Below are 16095 nucleotides of genomic sequence, written 5' to 3'. Positions count from 1 at the left end.
TATTTAACTGTTAAAATGATTTCATGAAAAAAGAGGACTCCGTAAAGGAATCCTCAGAACCTATTGTATTATTGTAGGTCATTGTATATCTTAGATAATAATACTTTATTGGGATCTTGGCTCAGCTCCCACATCATAGCGCCGCCTAAGCCCTTCGACTTAATAAAAGCTGTTTTATACCCGATCGACTCAACATCGTCATAACTAATAAATTGTGACCCGTTAAACAGCCATGGTACTTTTGAATCAGTTTCCCAATATCGGATAAAACCATTTTTATTTACATAGTTTGCCTCAAGATCGGAATAGCTCATTGCCGATCCTCCACCTATAAAAGACTGGTATAAGCCATTATTTAATGGATTGACCTGATTGTAAACTCTGCCATAGAACGGAACACCCATGATGAGCTTATTTGCCGGAACCCCGTTATTTAGATAAAGGTTAACGGCATCCTCAACACTCCATTCAAAGGCAAACCCCGAATTTAGGTCCCTGTATAGTGGAGCATTCAATCCAGTTATAAGATCCCAGGATCCATGAATATCATAAGACATTAATTGGATGTAATCAACATACTGTTGAACCAAACTCAATTGAGTATTAGTAGCAAAGCTACTTCCAGCTCCACCAGCTATAGTTAGTAAATATTCCTTTCCATCCCTTGCACTTTGGGCAGCAAAGGTTTCCCGTATTTTCTTTAATAACAATGTAAAATTCTGCTTATCCTCTGGTCGGTTAATATTGTCTGATTCGCCACCTGGAAACAGGATATTCCCAATCCAAATCGACTCCATTAAAGTTATATTTTAATATGAATTGTAAGAGACTATCGGCAAAAACAGTTCTCGATTCCTCCGTTAACGCTACATCTGAAAATCGTTCTGACCATGTCCAGCCGCCTACAGAAATTAATGTTTTTAATTGTGGATACTGCTGCTTTAATTTAGTTAATTGATAGAAATTCCCCTTATAAGGCTGATCAGCTGTGTCGCCTGGGAAAGGCTTCTCAACATCAGCCCATGAATCTCCTAAGGCAATTTTCCCATCTGCCGAAATATTCGCAAATGCATAGTTTAAATGCGTTAGTTTACTTGCATCGATATTGGCTACCTGATAATTAGAATAAGTAGACCATCCAGTATAATATCCGACCTTTTTTAACGTGTTTGGAATAGGAGTTACTAAATTTTTTACGATAACTGTTTTTGAGGTCTGGGAAATTTGGTTTGATGTATCATAAACAATTGCTTTTAAGGTCTGTTCCCCATCAGGCACCCAAGGATCTGTAGCCCAATTCACACTATAGGGTGCAGTGGTCACCGTTTTAATTAAATATCCTCCATTATTGCTGTAAAACTCCACTTTGCTGATGCCTTTATCATCGCTTGCAGTCACTGATAACGTGACTGTTCCACTGATAGTTTGACCGTCACTTGCAATAGGGGAAATCTGGATTGAACCCACTTGCGGTGATGCGTCTATTATTGATGCTGCAGTTGTAACTTTAATGGTATTACTGAGTGCAGATACATTGCCACTCAGATCTCGTGCTCTTACATAGAAGCTATAAGCTGTATTAGAACTTAAATTTTGTACAGTAAATTGAGTAGAAGTTGTATTTCCTATTAGATTATTATTCTGGTATATATCATAAGCTTTCACACCTGTATTATCCGTTGAGCTATTCCAAGCTAATGATATTTTTGTATCACTTATTCCTGTTGCATGTAAATTAGTAGGTGCTGTTGGTGCAATTCGATCGGGTTTTGCTGCTTCAACCACATTAAAATTAATAAGACTACCCATCAAGATTAACGTAATCATGAAAAATAAAAGCTTTAATGGAAAATGGCGATTATGCGCTTTCATTTCTAATCCCTGCCTTTTCTATTAAAATAGAAATATAGTTGTAATACTATTTTAATAGAAGGATTGATAGGGAGATACTGGGAAATTGTAGCAGTAATCATAGCAGATTATTTATATAAGATTGTAAATAACATTATTTGTTAACAAATTGGGGATATTTTGAATTTATCCATAATTATTGAATAAATATGATAATATTAAGTTGATTTAACCGCTTACATATTCTTCTAATATATTTCCAAAAAAAATTATGGAGGATTGTCAATGGATAATTTTGTAGAGCAAATTAAGACTTTATCTAAACGAGTTGAGAAATTACAGACTTCAATAACTACCGAAGAAGCCACAAAAACTTCTGTTATTATGCCTTTTTTTCAAACACTTGGTTATGATATTTTTAATCCTGAAGAATTCACACCTGAATTTGTTGCAGATGTTGGTATTAAGAAAGGTGAAAAGGTTGATTACGCTATAATAATCGATGGAATGCCAGTTATATTAATTGAAGCAAAGTCGATAAATGAAAAACTCCAAAAACATGATTCTCAACTTTTTAGATATTTTGGGACAACTTCTGCTAAATTTGCAATCCTTACGAATGGTATTTTATACAGATTTTATACCGATCTTGAAGAACAAAATAAAATGGATACCTCTCCCTTCTTTGAATTTAATATCCTTGAACTAAAGGATAGCGCCATTCATGAATTAGCAAAATTCAAAAAAAGTAGTTTTGAAATTGATAAGATATTTAATACAGCTTCAGAATTAAAATATCTAAGTAAACTTAAAAGTTTTCTAAACGATCAGTGGGAGACACCTACAGAAGAGTTTATAAAATTTATGTTAGGACAAATTTATACAGGTGTTAAAACAAAAAATACCATTGAGAAATTTGAACCAATCATTAAGAAAGCCTTTAAACAATTTATTAACGAATTGGTTAACGACAAACTAAACGCTGCATTGAAAAATACTAATTCTGAAGAAAATCAGGAAGAAACAACATTAACTTCAGTAACGGAGAACGAAGATAAAAATGAAGTAAAAATTAAAACCTCGGAGGAAGAAATTGAAGGTTATGCCATTACTAAGCTGCTCCTAAAAGATATTGTGGATGAAGATCGTATATTTTATCGTGATAACTTGAGCTACTTTAATATTCTTCTAGATAACAGTATACGAAAATGGGTTTGTCGACTTGGTTTTAACCAAGCCCAAAAGTATATCCAATTTAATGATGAAGACAGGTCATATGTTAATATCGATAAAATTTCTGATATTAGTTTGTATAAAGATAAACTAATAGAGGTTGTTAAAAAGTTTATATAGGATTCAATTGTTAGATAAAAAAGACACCTGATAATCATAAAAATCAGGTGTCTTGTACTGTTATGTTTTACAATTCTATTAGTATTGATCTAAACTAATTCTTAGATCTCCGATGAAAATCCTCTTCGATATTTTCCTTCCAGCTCCTGGTCAATTTTCTTTCCGCTTCGTAGCTTTATAACTGCTTCACTTACCGCTTCATAATTTAATACTGTTCCAATATTGTCTGCGTGGTAATTTACAGCGAAGTCCTCGTTAATTCCAAATTGCTCTGCCGTTGATATAGCGTCAATGTTTGCACCTAGAAATATAAATTCCCAACCGTATTTTTCTTTTTGATGCTGAACCATTTTTTTAATCTTGGCAGCAGAATATTCTCGGCTAGCATTTTCCATTCCGTCTGTTGTAATCACGAATAGTACCTTATCCGCACGTTCCGATTCACTCGTTCTTTTTTGGACATTGACTATTTTCTGGATGGTCATTCCAATTGCATCAAGCAAAGCAGTTGTGCCACCAACCTGATAATCTTCTTCGGTAATCGGAGAGATGCCTCTTACATTAATTCGATCGTGCAATAATTCGTAGTCATGATCGAATAACACGGTAGTAACAATTGCTTCTCCTTCCGCATTTTGCTGCTTTTTCAGCATGGAATTGTAACCACCAATTGTATCGGCTTCAAGCCCGGCCATTGAACCACTCTTATCCAAAATAAATACTAATTCAGTTAGATTGTTTTTCATCTTTATCATCCTCCGTTCTTTATAAACTAAGGATAACAAAGTAGAGAATCGTTATGGTCGCTTTCGAAGCGACATTTAAGCACCTAATAACGGTTGGTCAAATGCAAAAAGCGCTTCATTCAATTCATGGATGTTGTAATTGCCTTCATGGATAAAGTATTCAATGATAACATCAAATTTGCTGCTTCGAGACAATGTATAACCAGCTGCAGCCAATAAATCGATTGTTTCATCCAAATTTAATTTTAATGCAACCGCAAAGGCAATCGCGGTTTTCTTCTTTGGAGTATAATCGGCACCATTACGAATTTTAGAGAACAAACGTCGGTCAATATTTGCCCGATGATAGGTCTCGGCGTCAGTCATTCCTTTTTCATCAATGAAACGAAGCAGCCGCTGGGAAAAGGATTCGTCGAGCTGATTTACAAGATCCGCTAAATTTCTTTGCTTAGGTATATACTCCTCTTTTTTATAAAGATCCTGTTCAGAAATTTCTGCTTCTTGGATTGAGTCCAACGTATACAGCTCTATATTTCTTACCCGTTGGAATACAATTTCGGCTTCCTCTACATAGTGCTCATCAATGTATTGATAAATCGACTTAAATAGTTTCTTGCTTAAACCAAACGCTTTTTTATCAAATACAACTAAGTACACAAGCATGTCATGGTTCAATAAAAATGTACCGATTGCAGAAATCGCAATTTGTAGTGCATCTTCTTTTGGATAACCATAAATACCAGTAGAGATTAAAGGAAACGCAATCGACTCACATTTTTGTTTATGCGCCAGTTGTAACGAATTTTCGTAGGATTGCTTTAAAAGTTCTTCTTCATTATTGGAACCGCCCTGCCATATTGGACCAGGAGTATGTATGACATATTTTGCGGGTAACCTGAAAACCGTCTGTGATTACCGCTTGTCCAAATGGGCACCCACCAATTTCATCACAAGCAGTTTGCAGCTCTTTAGCACCTGCAGATTGAAAGATGGCCCCACAAACTCCCCCGCCCATTTTCAATGCAGGATTTGTCGCATTTACAATCGCATCAACCTTCATTTTTGTAATATCATTGCGAACGATTTCTAGTGGCATGATTGGATTCCTCCCGACTCCTCGGATTCATTTATATACTTAACATATTACCATTTTAGGCTTGTTTTTTAACTCAAAGTTATTTTACAATGCTCTCTAAAAAAGGTGCCCGGCATCATCCAGTTAACTGACTTGCCTGGCACCTACCTCTTAAAAGCTGATTAAAAAATTTGTTCTAAGTCGATAATAAAACCTTCAAGGAATTTGGTTTTAATTTTTCCATGTTCTGATTTCATATCATGCTGTTCATACACTCTTCTTCATTTAATGTGTACACAGCGACGGCATTCAACATTGGATTCACGATCCAATATTCCTTAACACCATAATTCATATAAAAATTTATTAACATTTACCCTTGTCCTTGACACATCGAAGGTTCATGGACCTTTATAAGAGAATTTTATTCGTTCCATGTCATTCGCTCTACAGCGACGAAGATATCTTCCGGAGTGAATGTTGGGGTTGGGGGATAGAAACCATCAACCTTGTTTTTAATTTCCAGTGTTACAGTATTTTTATATGAATAAGTGTGAATAATATTTAATATGCTTATATTATGTATCTAACAGTAAGGGAGGCGCTATCGATGAAAATCTTAAATAAAATCGCCTTATCTTTTGTCATTTTCTTTTCCCTTGCCATAATCTTAAACATATATTTGGGTCAAAATGAACGAGCACAAACGAACGCAATCTACCTTATCATGAATGGGTTTGCGTATATTATTTCGGCTATAGACGAAGAAAAAAGCAACAGCCAAATGAATCCAAGCAGTAGAATCCACTTCTACTGCAGGTCATTTAACAAAGGTGTTTCGACTGTTACACCTAATTTTCTTAATAGTTTTGCAATGGTTTTCATCCCACTATGTGGGTTTATTTTTGTTTCAAGGTAGTAGGTCTGTCCAGTAAGGATTGAATCGTAAGTATGAACCGATGCGAATTTTTTTCTGTTTTTATGATTTGGCGTTAAGGCAATCGCAAAGCGGTTACCGTGATCCTTCTCACCTAAAACAAAACCTTCTTCTACAAGCTGGTGAAGAGGTAAATTATGTTCTTCAATCCACACTAAAGTTCTTTTCCAAAGTTCCGGGACAGACTTCCCATTAATAACGGTTTCTTCCCCTTTGTAGGAAATGATGATATGCAATTCGTCCCATCTTTTATATATGTTTCTGGTGAATGGAGCTGAAAAATTCCATATCTCATCAACATCATTTTCCTCATCAAGGATCCATTTTATGGTTCTAAAAACATCGCCATAAGTTTCAGTTACAATAGCGCTAACATAGCTCCGTTCTTCACTTTCTTCTTCATTTGAAATTTTCGTTATCGATTTAAAAACATCTTCAAATCGATCGAAAAGTGATCGAACTAATACGCGCTCTTCTTCAATTGTAGCTAATTTTTCACGCTTATTTTTATATGGCATTCGTAACGCGTCTAAATATTGCTGAATGATCGGTTTGGCATATGTATTTAAATCCGGAATTTTCTAAACATGGCATGAGAACAATGTCAACTAATTGCTGATAATCAATTCCAAACCATTTTGAGCTCCCGAAGGTCGCTTCATTTGACTCTTTCATTTGGCTTTTCGGAACTAGGCCAACAAGTAAAAATGTTTCGTCCTTGAATTTTTCTTCAAACTTTTTTAAGTATTTATTGCATTGGTTGATATCTACTCTTGCGTAGACCTTTTGTTCAACAGCAAGGATAAGCTTTTTTTCTTTACTAGGATCTTGTTGATCAACAATGCTTACCTTAAAAAAGCAATCAAGCCTTCCTCGATTGTCATTTTTTTCTGTTTCCTCCAGCGTTTCTGCCTCCTGCACATCTAGCTTATTAATATCCTTTTCGGCAATCACTTCTGGATCTCTGAATTGCTTTACATTAAGCATCGCTAAATCTGTTATAGCATCTAAATTCTCATCGGCGGATTCGGCAACAGCCATTAAAAAGCGCTGAAACGGATAATAGCCGAGCATATGTCTTTCCGTTGGATCCAATAGCCAGGTTAAAAACCGTGAGTGCCAGGTTTCTAAATGGGTAGCACCTGCAACATGGAATACATTTGGGCGATCAATGAGAAATTTTAAGGCAACAAACTCTTTATCCATCGTTAATTCATAAAGCATTCGTTTTAATGATTTCAATATTTATTCCTCCAAATTACACTTCGTATTTAACAGTGATAGTTTTATAGATTCATTATACCTCTATAAACATAGACTAATTGTACATTATTCCACCTAAAGGACCTTCACCCAAAAAGGTGAAGGTTATTAAGCTTTTTTTATTATACAGATGGAATAATTATCAAATTTTGTTTAACTGATTCTTACATGATATCAAATAATTTCAAAACAAAATAAGAGCCTTCTATATAAAAGATTCTTACTTCTTTTATCGATTTAATTGTTTTACTTTAATAGGCTTAATGGTTCTGCTTACTTTTATAATCTCGCCAATTATACTGATCGCGATTTCCTCTGATGTTTCTGAGCCGATTTCTAGTCCAATAGGTGAATAGACCCGATCCAGTTGTTCTAGAGTAACACCTTCGCTTTTTAGCTTTTCGAATATATTTATAACCTTTCGTTTACTAGCGACCATCCCGATATAGGCACATGGAAATTTTAAAGCCGTTTTTAATGCCAATTCATCACAGTCTTTCGTAAAAATCGGTACATAGGAATTTTCATTAAGGTTTGCTTGAAGTAAGGCTGTTTCGATATTTTCATGAACAAAAAGGTTAGTGGCATTCGGAAATCGTTCCTTCGTGCAATAATCAACTCGATCATCAACAATGTAATATGGATATTGAAGAAGATCGGCGAGCTTTGCCATTGCATAGCCCACATGTCCTGCCCCAACCAGGACGAGTTCTGGCCTGCATGTATAGACTTCGATAAAGACACGTAACGTACCGCCACAATTCATTTGAATGCCGTCTTTCGCATGTTTATTCAATTTGTATTCAACAATTGTCGATTGTCCTTTTTGAATCGCCTTCACACTTTCTTCAATCACATAATGTTCCGCTAAGCCCCCGCCGACAGTCCCTTCAATTGAGCCGTCACGGTAAACAATCATTTTTCCAACATGTCTAGGTGTCGAGCCCTTTGATTCGATAATCATGGCCAAAGCAAAGGTTTTATTTTGACGTGTCAGTATGGCAACTTTTTCCATAAGCAACATTTGGTATTCACCACCTGTTTATTCTTAGTCTTCTCTGAATTTCGATGCGGCATTGAAATTCAGAGAAGTCTTTTAACTACTTTGTTTTGGTCAATTGAAATTCTTTATTGACCACTTTGAGCGTTCTCTCCCCTTCGTTTTGGTCAATAGAAGCTCTTTATTGACCACTTTGAGCGTTCTCTCCCCTTCGTTTTGGTCAATAGAAGCTCTTTATTGACCACTTTGAACGTCCTCTCCCCTTCGTTTTGGTCAATAGAAGCTCCTTATTGACCACTTTGACTTTCTCTCCTCTTCGTTTTGGTCAATAGAAGCAACTTATTCACCACTTTGACTTTCTCCCTGCTTCGTTTTTGTCAATAGAGGATTTTAATAACAATACGATTCGAGGAAGTACCGCAACAGATTGAGCGCAACCCTTTTTCTGTATACTGAGGTAGAACGTTGGTCATCAATTGGATTAAGGATTTGTGCAAAATCTGCGATAATAGCAGTAATTTCTTTCTTAGCTAATGGGAGGGTTTTACCAAGTACCTTCTTTTCAATGTCGTAGGAACGAACAATGGTGGGACCGACAGCTCCAAAGGCAAAACGGACGTCGACGATTTGATTCTCGCTTATTCTTATTAAACCGGCAAACGAAACTTTCGCAATCGCATCAGCGTTTCGGTTGCCTACTTTCTCGAATACAACATGGGAGTCCTGATTTAACACTGACGGTAAAATGATTTCAACTAATAGTTCATTTTGATTTCGTTGAACCCGTCGTGGACCTTGAATAAAATCGCGAATCTCTACCATGCGATCACCATTGACAGAGCGCAACAGTAGTTTTGCATTGTATACATATAATAATGGCAGCGTATCACCTGCCGGGAGGCGTTGCAGATATTCCCGCCTAATGTCCCTCTGTTTCGAATCGCAGGTGCTGCAATGTTTTTAATCGAGTGCTTTAAGGGCAAGGGAATCGACGGATGTTGGAGTAATTCACTATAGGTACAGCAGGCCCCGATATGAAGGTCGTTATTTACAGAATTTACGTGCTTTAATTCGGTCAAATGGTCAATAAAAATAATGGGTTTATTGATATTAGGTGGCACTCCTCGCCGACTTTTGTGAAGAACCATCATATCGGTTCCACCTGCCATGATGGCACAGTTTTCCTTATTTAACCTGTCGATGGTTTGGTTTAAATGATCGTACCGATACGAGAGGACTGTCTCTACCATAAGCCATCACCCTTTTTAGCAGCTAAGGAAATCGCATCTACAATCATATTGTAGCCTGTACACCGACACAGGTTACCTGGAAATGCCATCACGAATTTCAGCTTCGGATGGATGAGGATTTTTTGACAGAAGTGCCGCACTTGCCATGATCATTCCCGGGATGCAATATCCGCATTGCACTCCACCAGCAATCGAATAACTCTCATCTAAAAGCTTAAATTGCTCGGTTTCACTTAGACCTTCAATCGTTTGAATATCCGCACCAGCAATCGAGCCGATTGGAATTAAACAGCTGTTTTGCAGAAGATTATTAACAAAAACACTGCAGGCGCCGCATTCCCCTTCTCCGCACCCTTCCTTTGTTCCAATTAACCCAAGCTCTTCCCTTAATAAATCTAGTAATCTTCCTGTTGCAGGAGCGTCAGTTTCTACCGATTGACCATTAAGAGTAAATTTAATCAACATGTTCACCTTCTCTCATCGCTAGACTTTCTATAATGACTTCCAGGTGTAATCGGGATTTGCGTAAATGATGTTTGCAGTGCATCTTCAATCGCCGATTGGATTGCCAGCGCACCACCAATTAGGGTTAATTCACCTGCACCCTTTGCCCCATATGGCCCATCAGCATAAGGATTATCAAAAACCTTGCTTTCAATCGTGACAACATCCATTGAGGTAGGTGGCCCGTAATCCGATATACTCTTTTGTTGTATTTTGCCTTCTTTGGTTGTCATTTTTTCCAAATAACCGTATGCAAGGCCTTGAGCCAATCCACCGTCAATTTGACCCTTCATAATCCGTTCGTCTATCACTTTGCCAACTTCATAATTTCCGTAAACCTTCTCTAATTTCACATTACCTGTCAAACTATCCACTTCAACTTCGACGAAATTTACGCCCCAAGAATAAGCAGGATAGGCATCTCCAGTAAAAGTCTTTTCGTTCCATGGAATCATTTCGCGGTGAACATAGTGCTCAACGACTTCCTGTTCTACCCCTGATTGCCACTGAGACTTAAGCTGTTTAGCGGCCCGTTCCAGTAATTTTCCAACAATCATAGTAGTCCTGGAAGCAACTGTCGGACCAGAATCAGGAACTACTTTTGTATCAGGATAAGGATACATAATGTCTTCATATGGAAGGTCTAATTCTTGAGCCACAATTTTACTTAATGTCGTTAAAATACCTTGTCCCATATCAGAGTTGGATATCATTAGGGATACTCTGTCATCCTTTGTTTTAGCCAGCTTTACTGTTGCTTTAATATGATCCCGTTCACCACTGCCTGTAAATCCGCATCCATGCAGGAAAAGAGAGGTCCCTATTCCTTTTTTATATCGGTGATTTTGTTGATTAAAGCGATGAAACTCTTCCTTTTTTATTTGGTAATTGGTTTTATTCAGTAAGTCATCAATCATTTGTTCCATTAAGATTGGATCGCGGAATTGACCTTTTGTGATGGTGGGGTCTCCTTGTTTGACAAGGTATTTACGTTTATATTGGAGTGGATCGATTTTTGCCAGTTTACTAAGATGTCCGATATGGCTTTCAATTCCGGCGAAGCTTTGCGGTGCACCAAAGCCTCTAAACGCACCGTTTGGAACGGTGTTTGTTTTTAAGACATACCCTTTTGCATGAAAATGCGGAATGTTATACACACCGGCACTATTGATTAAGGCTCGTTGCAGAACGACAGAGCTTAAGCCTAAATTCGCTCCGCCATCAAGGAAGATTTCAACCTGCATGCTTTGAATATTTCCTTCTTTATCTACCGATGTTTTATAGTTGATTTTTGCCGGATGTCTTTTTGTTGTGACAACCATATCTTCTGATCGATCAAATACAAGCATTACTGATTTTTTTAGTGCTTTTGCAGCTACCGCTACGTGACAAGCCATCATCGAAGGATAATCTTCTTTACCGCCAAAACCACCGCCTGGTTGGGCTTTGAACGACTCTTACCTCGTCATCACCGCAGGCCAATGCACTTATTAATGCGTTTTTTATATAATAAAGACACTGCATTGAGCCTTGGACTTCGATTTCATCAGCTTTATAAATCCCAAGCATTCCCTGTGGCTCTAAATATACATGCTCCTGATAACCTGTTTCATACTCTTCATGGATCACTTGGTGCGCTCCCTGCTCGATCGCTGAAATAACATCCATGCTTTCGCCAAATTCATAGGTTGCCATCGTAATCCCTGGGGGCTGATTTTTGCATGATCGCTTCGTCAAGTGTATAAACAGCTTCGTGTTCTTCGAATTCAACTTTCACTTCATCTAAAAGGCGGTACAGGACTTCTAATTCTTGTCCGACCAGCATTAAGATTGGCTCACCTATATAATTAACGAACTCATTGGCAAAAATAGGCTGATCTGGTTGTATAATTTTTACATAATTTGGTCCAGGGATATGCTCTGCTCCAACCACATCATACCCTTCAGGAAGGTTTGGCAAGTGAATGGATTTGATTTTTCCATACGCTATTGGTGATCGGAATAAAACACCATAAACCATATTTGGTAATTTAACGTCACTTATATAAGGCAGCTGCCCTGATACTTTTCCTTTATGGTCTTTTTTTGGCACGGAGGTGCTTATGTCTTTCCGAGTCATTACAACAACACCCTTCGACTCATTTTTTTAATACAAGCCTCTTCCTTCGATTTTATAAATGAGAATGCTATTTTATGATTAATTTTTAAGTTTAATTACGTTGTTTAATCATTATATTTTTATTTCGTGATTCTTTATCTATTTATGTAAGATTTTCCGACTAGGTTTTTTAATCTTTTGAGAAATGAAAAAAAGCCCAGTCCAGATTGGAATGAGCACGATTTTTGATCGGACATATAGGGCCTTATTTTAATAAAATTAACTTCTTTCTAGGTTTATGAGGACATATGACGCCTTATTTGTATAAAAAACATTCAATACTGCTAGTAAATTATTCAATAACGTACCTGTTGTCCTTTTAACCTATGAAAACAACACTTTTTGTGAGAATAACGGATCTGATGTCCGTTCACTGGGGTATACTATTGATTTAACCCATGCAAATACAAATCATAATTGATCCTAACCAAGTCTTTATCCGTACTTGTATAAATAATACTTTTCGGCAATAAAACTGACCACTAAACCGATTATTATCGGAATCAATGAACCTGTTGAAACAAAGAACCCATTTGGATTGTGTGTATACTCAAATTGAAACATTAACCAAGGTATAGTAAATAAATAACCAACTAAATAAAATAAAGTAGATGTCAATACAAACGACCCAAATGCAACTATGAAACTCTTTAATTTCATCAAACCACCTCTGTTAAGATCTTTACAAATTATACTTCTACTAATATTTTACATTTTTATTTACTTTAATAACTATATTTTTGTTAATTTTTCGTTAATTCTGCGTGTGGGATTTTCGGACTTCGGTTGCTTCCTGAACACGACTATTGGGGAAATTTTTAGAAGCAGAAGTACCGTCCTCATACATCCAAGCAACAAAAAAATCATCCCCCCTTTTTCCTTTTACGGAAAATTGGACGGATGATTAATGACTTTCTATATATGTTCTAGACATGCATCAATTCCCTTTCTTTAACTATTTCCTTTTCCTCCTTTTCCCAAAAATGATTTGGATCATAATTTTGCAGGAAATCTAACTGTTCAATAACTGGCTTAATCATCATTTGATTCTCTTTCTCTTCTGCCATTCCCCAACAAATCTCCAACAGTTCATCAAAATGAGCGAATGACATATATAACACCTGCTTTCCTTTTATTGAGGGGAAAAGATAATCTTGATTCCCTCTAGTAATATTATAAGAAAAAGCATAAAGGAAATATCGTTTATTTGTGCCAATTTTTTGAATTTTTGGATAGTTATTATTTTAAAATAGATTAGATAAAACAAAAATGATGGAGTTATAGCTGAATTAATTAAATGATGAATATAAGATAAAAATGATAAATAATATTCTTAGACTACGTCTGATTTGAGGTGCTAATAATGAAGCAGTTAAAAATAGGTTTAGTGGGTATAGGAAAATTAGGTACAGCGATGATGACCCATTGGGAGAAGAATAATATTAAAATGGGGGCCTATCATCCTAAGATGTCAAAAGCGCAACATTTTGCTGATGAATTTTCTAATAGTTATTGTCTTTCAGAGAGCGAGCTAAGGCGCTCGGATGTATTGATTTTAGCATTGCCTGCTACAGGTGTTATTCCGTTTATTTCTTCATTATATTCACAAACCAACCCGGCTTCTGCTCCCCTATTAATTAATATGGCAACCGCTCTGGATACGAAGGAAATTAAGGCAAAATTTCCAATCCTTAACGTATTCGGAGTGAAATATATGGGTCACTCGAGAGACTTAATGGAGCATGGCAATGGCTTATTTATTACCGACAGCCCTTTACCTGAGCAAATTGCTGAGCTCTATCAGTGTCTTGGAGCGCTAAAAATAGATAGTGAACAAGCTTTAATGGATGTGAACAAATTAGCCACCTATCTTGCGATCAAAGCAGCGATTGAGATTGAAGAGGAGTTTACTAAAAGAGGGTTTTCATCCCAATACATTAAACGAGCGCTAACTTCTTTAGCTCCCGAAGTGATTCGAGGATATAGTGAAGGGAGTCTAGGGCATTTTGCAAAAGAAATCGTTAAAGAAATTAAAGGAGAAGAATAGGCTCCCTTTTCTTCTCCCCTGGCATCTTTGTTAATTTGTTTTTTTATCATGAACGTTTGAATCATCTGAATTTCTAAGCCATGAAAAAGTTAATCAACCAACATTTATCATTTATTTAACTGCTTATATAAATTGAGATAAGAAAGTGTTTCTTTATCAGGTGAACTGTATTCCAATATCCAATCCTTTGCCTGCTGAATCACACTCTCACGTAATGAGACATCATTTACAATAGAATGAACGGCCTCTTTAAATTCATCCATGGTTTCATAAAGCCAGCCAGTTTGTTTATGGCGAATCAAACTGAGATTGGCTTCATTTTTTCGTGCAATTACCGGACGCCCTACTGCCATAGCTTCCATTAGCGCAAGCGATTGTCCTTCAGATATTGAAGTATTAATGACAATTTGAGCTTGGTCGTACCAAACCTTCATCACTTCATATGGGACAACCCCAACATACCTCATCCAGTTACGTTTCTTAGACTCTACCTGTACCTGTTGATAGACCGTCTCGTCCAATTTCGCCCCAAGAATAGAGAAATCCATATTCGGAAATTCATGAATCAACTCATCAAGAGCAGGAAGAGCATGCAAAACATCTTTTACAGGGCGTAAACCAGCAGGTAGAAGAATGCGGGGAATCATCCTTTTATTAATTGGTGAAATGTTCCAAGGGAGCCAAACACCTTGGGGAATTACAACCGTCTTATTGCGCCACCCAGAGAATAACTGAATGACTTTATCCCTCGCATCCTCTGTAAAAACAGTAATAAATGCAGCATGATTTAAGAAGGAAAACATCTCATCATCCATGCTTTCCTGTAAATCGACATTAATATCTGTGCCACCCATTGTAACAAGGTACGAACGGTTTAAATTAAAATTGTTTTCTTTTTTCCATTTGATAAATCGGGTTGCATGTAAGATATGATAAATATCTGCATCCGCATGATACCATTGATCGTCTTCCAGGTATGGAATAACAGACGTATTGATATTTTTATGTTGTAAAAAGTGAACAAGACGCTTAATCGTTGTTGAATTCCCTCTAGGCGCATTAAAATATGGAGCAAAGAATTGAATATACATACCGGCCACCTTAACAATTAATATTAAAAATTAAACCCATAAGCCTTAACCTCTACCTTTACAATTTTATCTACTGCTTCCTTTGGTATTTCTGGATATGATAAATCAAATCCTGCTTCTCCACTAGGATTTAGCCCGATATCAACTGAACCAGTTAATACTCCAACGAGCTTTCCAGCTCCATCAAATAATCCTGCTGCGAGTCGGATATCATCTTGCTTAACTTTGGTCGTATTTTTTACCATACCCGTAACCTTGTACGGAATATACTGATCCCCCTTGATGCCTTGAACTGCCGATGTTTCAAGAATGGTTGGATCATCACTGGTTTGATCAAAACCAAAATTGTAGCCTGTTTCTTTGAAATTATTAGCATCAGTTTGACCATCTAAAATTGTACTTTCACCAACAAAAGCAGTTTCTCCTGGTTGAACAATTTCCGGGACAGAATAAATCATCGTACTCGTCCCAAGAACCGAACCATCATTCCCTTTATAGGTCATTTGTGTTTCACCAATATCAACAGGAACATTTCCTGTATTTTTATATACAGCAGCTGAATGCACCCACACGCTACCAATAGAGTCAACCCAAGCACCACTTGTTTGATCAACGATTTCTAACTTTGCTTCTTCTTTCTTTTCATCCTTATCTTCTTTTCCGTTTTTCACTGCTTCGGTTTCATTTGTCTTATTGTTATCCTCTGAAGAACCAGCATATTCATTATTACAGCCAACCGTAACCAACAGGAATACTAGAAGAATTAGCGAGAAAGCCTTTTTCATCATTTTTAACATCTCCCTTTTGAAAATTTAGACTG

At 36.8% G+C, this 16095-nt stretch carries 17 protein-coding genes and 2 pseudogenes; 2 read left to right on the top strand and 17 right to left on the bottom strand.

Features of this window, described 5'->3' with window-relative positions; translation table 11 throughout:
* Positions 1 to 68: 68 nt before the first annotated feature.
* Positions 69 to 797, bottom strand: coding sequence for a glycoside hydrolase family 18 protein (locus RGF10_RS11880; protein ID WP_318509250.1), 729 nt, complete (start codon positions 795 to 797; stop codon positions 69 to 71).
* Positions 739 to 1872, bottom strand: a complete 1134-nt coding sequence (locus tag RGF10_RS11875; RefSeq protein ID WP_318509248.1) for a glycosyl hydrolase family 18 protein — start codon at positions 1870 to 1872, stop codon at positions 739 to 741. The genes RGF10_RS11880 and RGF10_RS11875 overlap by 59 nt, the downstream gene beginning before the upstream one ends.
* A gap of 264 nt (positions 1873 to 2136) precedes the next feature.
* Here RGF10_RS11875 and RGF10_RS11870 point away from each other — a divergent pair, with 264 nt between their 5' ends.
* Complete coding sequence (locus RGF10_RS11870; protein WP_318509246.1) at positions 2137 to 3204, top strand: type I restriction endonuclease; 1068 nt, start codon at positions 2137 to 2139, stop codon at positions 3202 to 3204.
* Between the two features lie 101 nt (positions 3205 to 3305).
* On the opposite strand, the gene RGF10_RS11865 is transcribed toward RGF10_RS11870, so the two are convergent.
* The 13 genes and pseudogenes from RGF10_RS11865 to RGF10_RS11805 all read right to left on the bottom strand — a co-directional run bounded on the left by RGF10_RS11865 (position 3306) and on the right by RGF10_RS11805 (position 13249).
* Entirely contained in the window at positions 3306 to 3950 is a 645-nt protein-coding gene (locus RGF10_RS11865) for a vWA domain-containing protein (RefSeq protein WP_318509244.1), read from the bottom strand.
* A gap of 75 nt (positions 3951 to 4025) precedes the next feature.
* A pseudogene (locus RGF10_RS11860) lies at positions 4026 to 5046 on the bottom strand (macro domain-containing protein).
* A 789-nt stretch (positions 5047 to 5835) separates the two neighbouring features.
* The gene (locus RGF10_RS11855) at positions 5836 to 6480 is read right to left on the bottom strand and encodes a hypothetical protein (RefSeq protein ID WP_318509242.1); all 645 of its coding nucleotides are present in this window, start codon (positions 6478 to 6480) and stop codon (positions 5836 to 5838) included.
* Complete coding sequence (locus RGF10_RS11850) at positions 6470 to 7204, bottom strand: PD-(D/E)XK nuclease family protein (protein WP_318509240.1); 735 nt, start codon at positions 7202 to 7204, stop codon at positions 6470 to 6472. Before RGF10_RS11850 ends, RGF10_RS11855 begins: the two co-directional genes overlap by 11 nt.
* A 250-nt stretch (positions 7205 to 7454) precedes the next feature.
* Positions 7455 to 8249: an XdhC family protein gene (locus RGF10_RS11845; RefSeq protein ID WP_318509239.1), complete on the bottom strand. Its 795-nt coding sequence runs from the start codon at positions 8247 to 8249 to the stop codon at positions 7455 to 7457.
* A gap of 366 nt (positions 8250 to 8615) precedes the next feature.
* A complete protein-coding gene (locus RGF10_RS11840; RefSeq protein WP_318509433.1) occupies positions 8616 to 9047 on the bottom strand; it encodes an FAD binding domain-containing protein in 432 nt (143 codons plus the stop codon).
* Positions 9021 to 9394 (bottom strand): annotated as a pseudogene (locus RGF10_RS11835) (FAD binding domain-containing protein); the annotation flags it as partial. The gene RGF10_RS11840 and the pseudogene RGF10_RS11835, both read right to left, overlap by 27 nt.
* Positions 9395 to 9547: 153 nt before the next feature.
* Positions 9548 to 9940, bottom strand: a complete 393-nt coding sequence (locus RGF10_RS11830; RefSeq protein WP_318509237.1) for a (2Fe-2S)-binding protein — start codon at positions 9938 to 9940, stop codon at positions 9548 to 9550.
* A 2-nt stretch (positions 9941 to 9942) separates the two neighbouring features.
* Complete coding sequence (locus tag RGF10_RS11825; RefSeq protein WP_318509235.1) at positions 9943 to 11379, bottom strand: xanthine dehydrogenase family protein molybdopterin-binding subunit; 1437 nt, start codon at positions 11377 to 11379, stop codon at positions 9943 to 9945.
* A gap of 16 nt (positions 11380 to 11395) precedes the next feature.
* Positions 11396 to 11674, bottom strand: a complete 279-nt coding sequence (locus RGF10_RS11820) for a molybdopterin cofactor-binding domain-containing protein (protein WP_318509233.1) — start codon at positions 11672 to 11674, stop codon at positions 11396 to 11398.
* Positions 11661 to 12098: a hypothetical protein gene (locus tag RGF10_RS11815; protein ID WP_318509231.1), complete on the bottom strand. Its 438-nt coding sequence runs from the start codon at positions 12096 to 12098 to the stop codon at positions 11661 to 11663. Before RGF10_RS11815 ends, RGF10_RS11820 begins: the two co-directional genes overlap by 14 nt.
* Before the next feature lie 474 nt (positions 12099 to 12572).
* Positions 12573 to 12797, bottom strand: a complete 225-nt coding sequence (locus RGF10_RS11810) for a hypothetical protein (protein ID WP_318509229.1) — start codon at positions 12795 to 12797, stop codon at positions 12573 to 12575.
* 266 nt (positions 12798 to 13063) lie between these two features.
* Positions 13064 to 13249: a hypothetical protein gene (locus RGF10_RS11805; protein WP_318509227.1), complete on the bottom strand. Its 186-nt coding sequence runs from the start codon at positions 13247 to 13249 to the stop codon at positions 13064 to 13066.
* Positions 13250 to 13500: 251 nt separating this feature from the next.
* On the opposite strand from RGF10_RS11805, the gene RGF10_RS11800 reads away from it, so the two are divergent.
* Positions 13501 to 14184, top strand: a complete 684-nt coding sequence (locus RGF10_RS11800; protein ID WP_318509225.1) for an NAD(P)-binding domain-containing protein — start codon at positions 13501 to 13503, stop codon at positions 14182 to 14184.
* Positions 14185 to 14291: 107 nt separating this feature from the next.
* Here RGF10_RS11800 and RGF10_RS11795 read toward each other — a convergent pair whose 3' ends face one another.
* Both RGF10_RS11795 and RGF10_RS11790 read right to left on the bottom strand, forming a co-directional pair.
* Entirely contained in the window at positions 14292 to 15275 is a 984-nt protein-coding gene (locus RGF10_RS11795) for a glycosyltransferase (protein ID WP_318509223.1), read from the bottom strand.
* 23 nt (positions 15276 to 15298) lie between these two features.
* Positions 15299 to 16063 (bottom strand): FxLYD domain-containing protein, encoded by a 765-nt coding sequence (locus RGF10_RS11790; protein WP_318509221.1) that lies wholly within the window; start codon positions 16061 to 16063, stop codon positions 15299 to 15301.
* Between the last annotated feature and the right edge of the window lie 32 nt (positions 16064 to 16095).

The sequence above is a fragment of the Bacillus sp. T3 genome (genome assembly GCF_033449965.1).
Taxonomy (GTDB): domain Bacteria; phylum Bacillota; class Bacilli; order Bacillales; family Cytobacillaceae; genus Bacillus_BU.
This window is presented reverse-complemented; position numbering and strand designations above follow the sequence as displayed.

Coding starts and splice junctions, on each gene's coding strand:
- RGF10_RS11830 (WP_318509237.1), bottom strand. CDS start 9,940: ATGTTGATTAAATTTACTCTTAATGGTCAATCGGTAGAAACTGACGCT.
- RGF10_RS11810 (WP_318509229.1), bottom strand. CDS start 12,797: ATGAAATTAAAGAGTTTCATAGTTGCATTTGGGTCGTTTGTATTGACA.
- RGF10_RS11840 (WP_318509433.1), bottom strand. CDS start 9,047: ATGGTAGAGATTCGCGATTTTATTCAAGGTCCACGACGGGTTCAACGA.
- RGF10_RS11815 (WP_318509231.1), bottom strand. CDS start 12,098: ATGACTCGGAAAGACATAAGCACCTCCGTGCCAAAAAAAGACCATAAA.
- RGF10_RS11820 (WP_318509233.1), bottom strand. CDS start 11,674: ATGGCAACCTATGAATTTGGCGAAAGCATGGATGTTATTTCAGCGATC.
- RGF10_RS11845 (WP_318509239.1), bottom strand. CDS start 8,249: ATGTTGCTTATGGAAAAAGTTGCCATACTGACACGTCAAAATAAAACC.
- RGF10_RS11875 (WP_318509248.1), bottom strand. CDS start 1,872: ATGAAAGCGCATAATCGCCATTTTCCATTAAAGCTTTTATTTTTCATG.
- RGF10_RS11865 (WP_318509244.1), bottom strand. CDS start 3,950: ATGAAAAACAATCTAACTGAATTAGTATTTATTTTGGATAAGAGTGGT.
- RGF10_RS11795 (WP_318509223.1), bottom strand. CDS start 15,275: ATGTATATTCAATTCTTTGCTCCATATTTTAATGCGCCTAGAGGGAAT.
- RGF10_RS11790 (WP_318509221.1), bottom strand. CDS start 16,063: ATGATGAAAAAGGCTTTCTCGCTAATTCTTCTAGTATTCCTGTTGGTT.
- RGF10_RS11880 (WP_318509250.1), bottom strand. CDS start 797: ATGGAGTCGATTTGGATTGGGAATATCCTGTTTCCAGGTGGCGAATCA.
- RGF10_RS11805 (WP_318509227.1), bottom strand. CDS start 13,249: ATGTCATTCGCTCATTTTGATGAACTGTTGGAGATTTGTTGGGGAATG.
- RGF10_RS11800 (WP_318509225.1), top strand. CDS start 13,501: ATGAAGCAGTTAAAAATAGGTTTAGTGGGTATAGGAAAATTAGGTACA.
- RGF10_RS11825 (WP_318509235.1), bottom strand. CDS start 11,379: ATGATGGCTTGTCACGTAGCGGTAGCTGCAAAAGCACTAAAAAAATCA.
- RGF10_RS11870 (WP_318509246.1), top strand. CDS start 2,137: ATGGATAATTTTGTAGAGCAAATTAAGACTTTATCTAAACGAGTTGAG.
- RGF10_RS11855 (WP_318509242.1), bottom strand. CDS start 6,480: ATGCCATATAAAAATAAGCGTGAAAAATTAGCTACAATTGAAGAAGAG.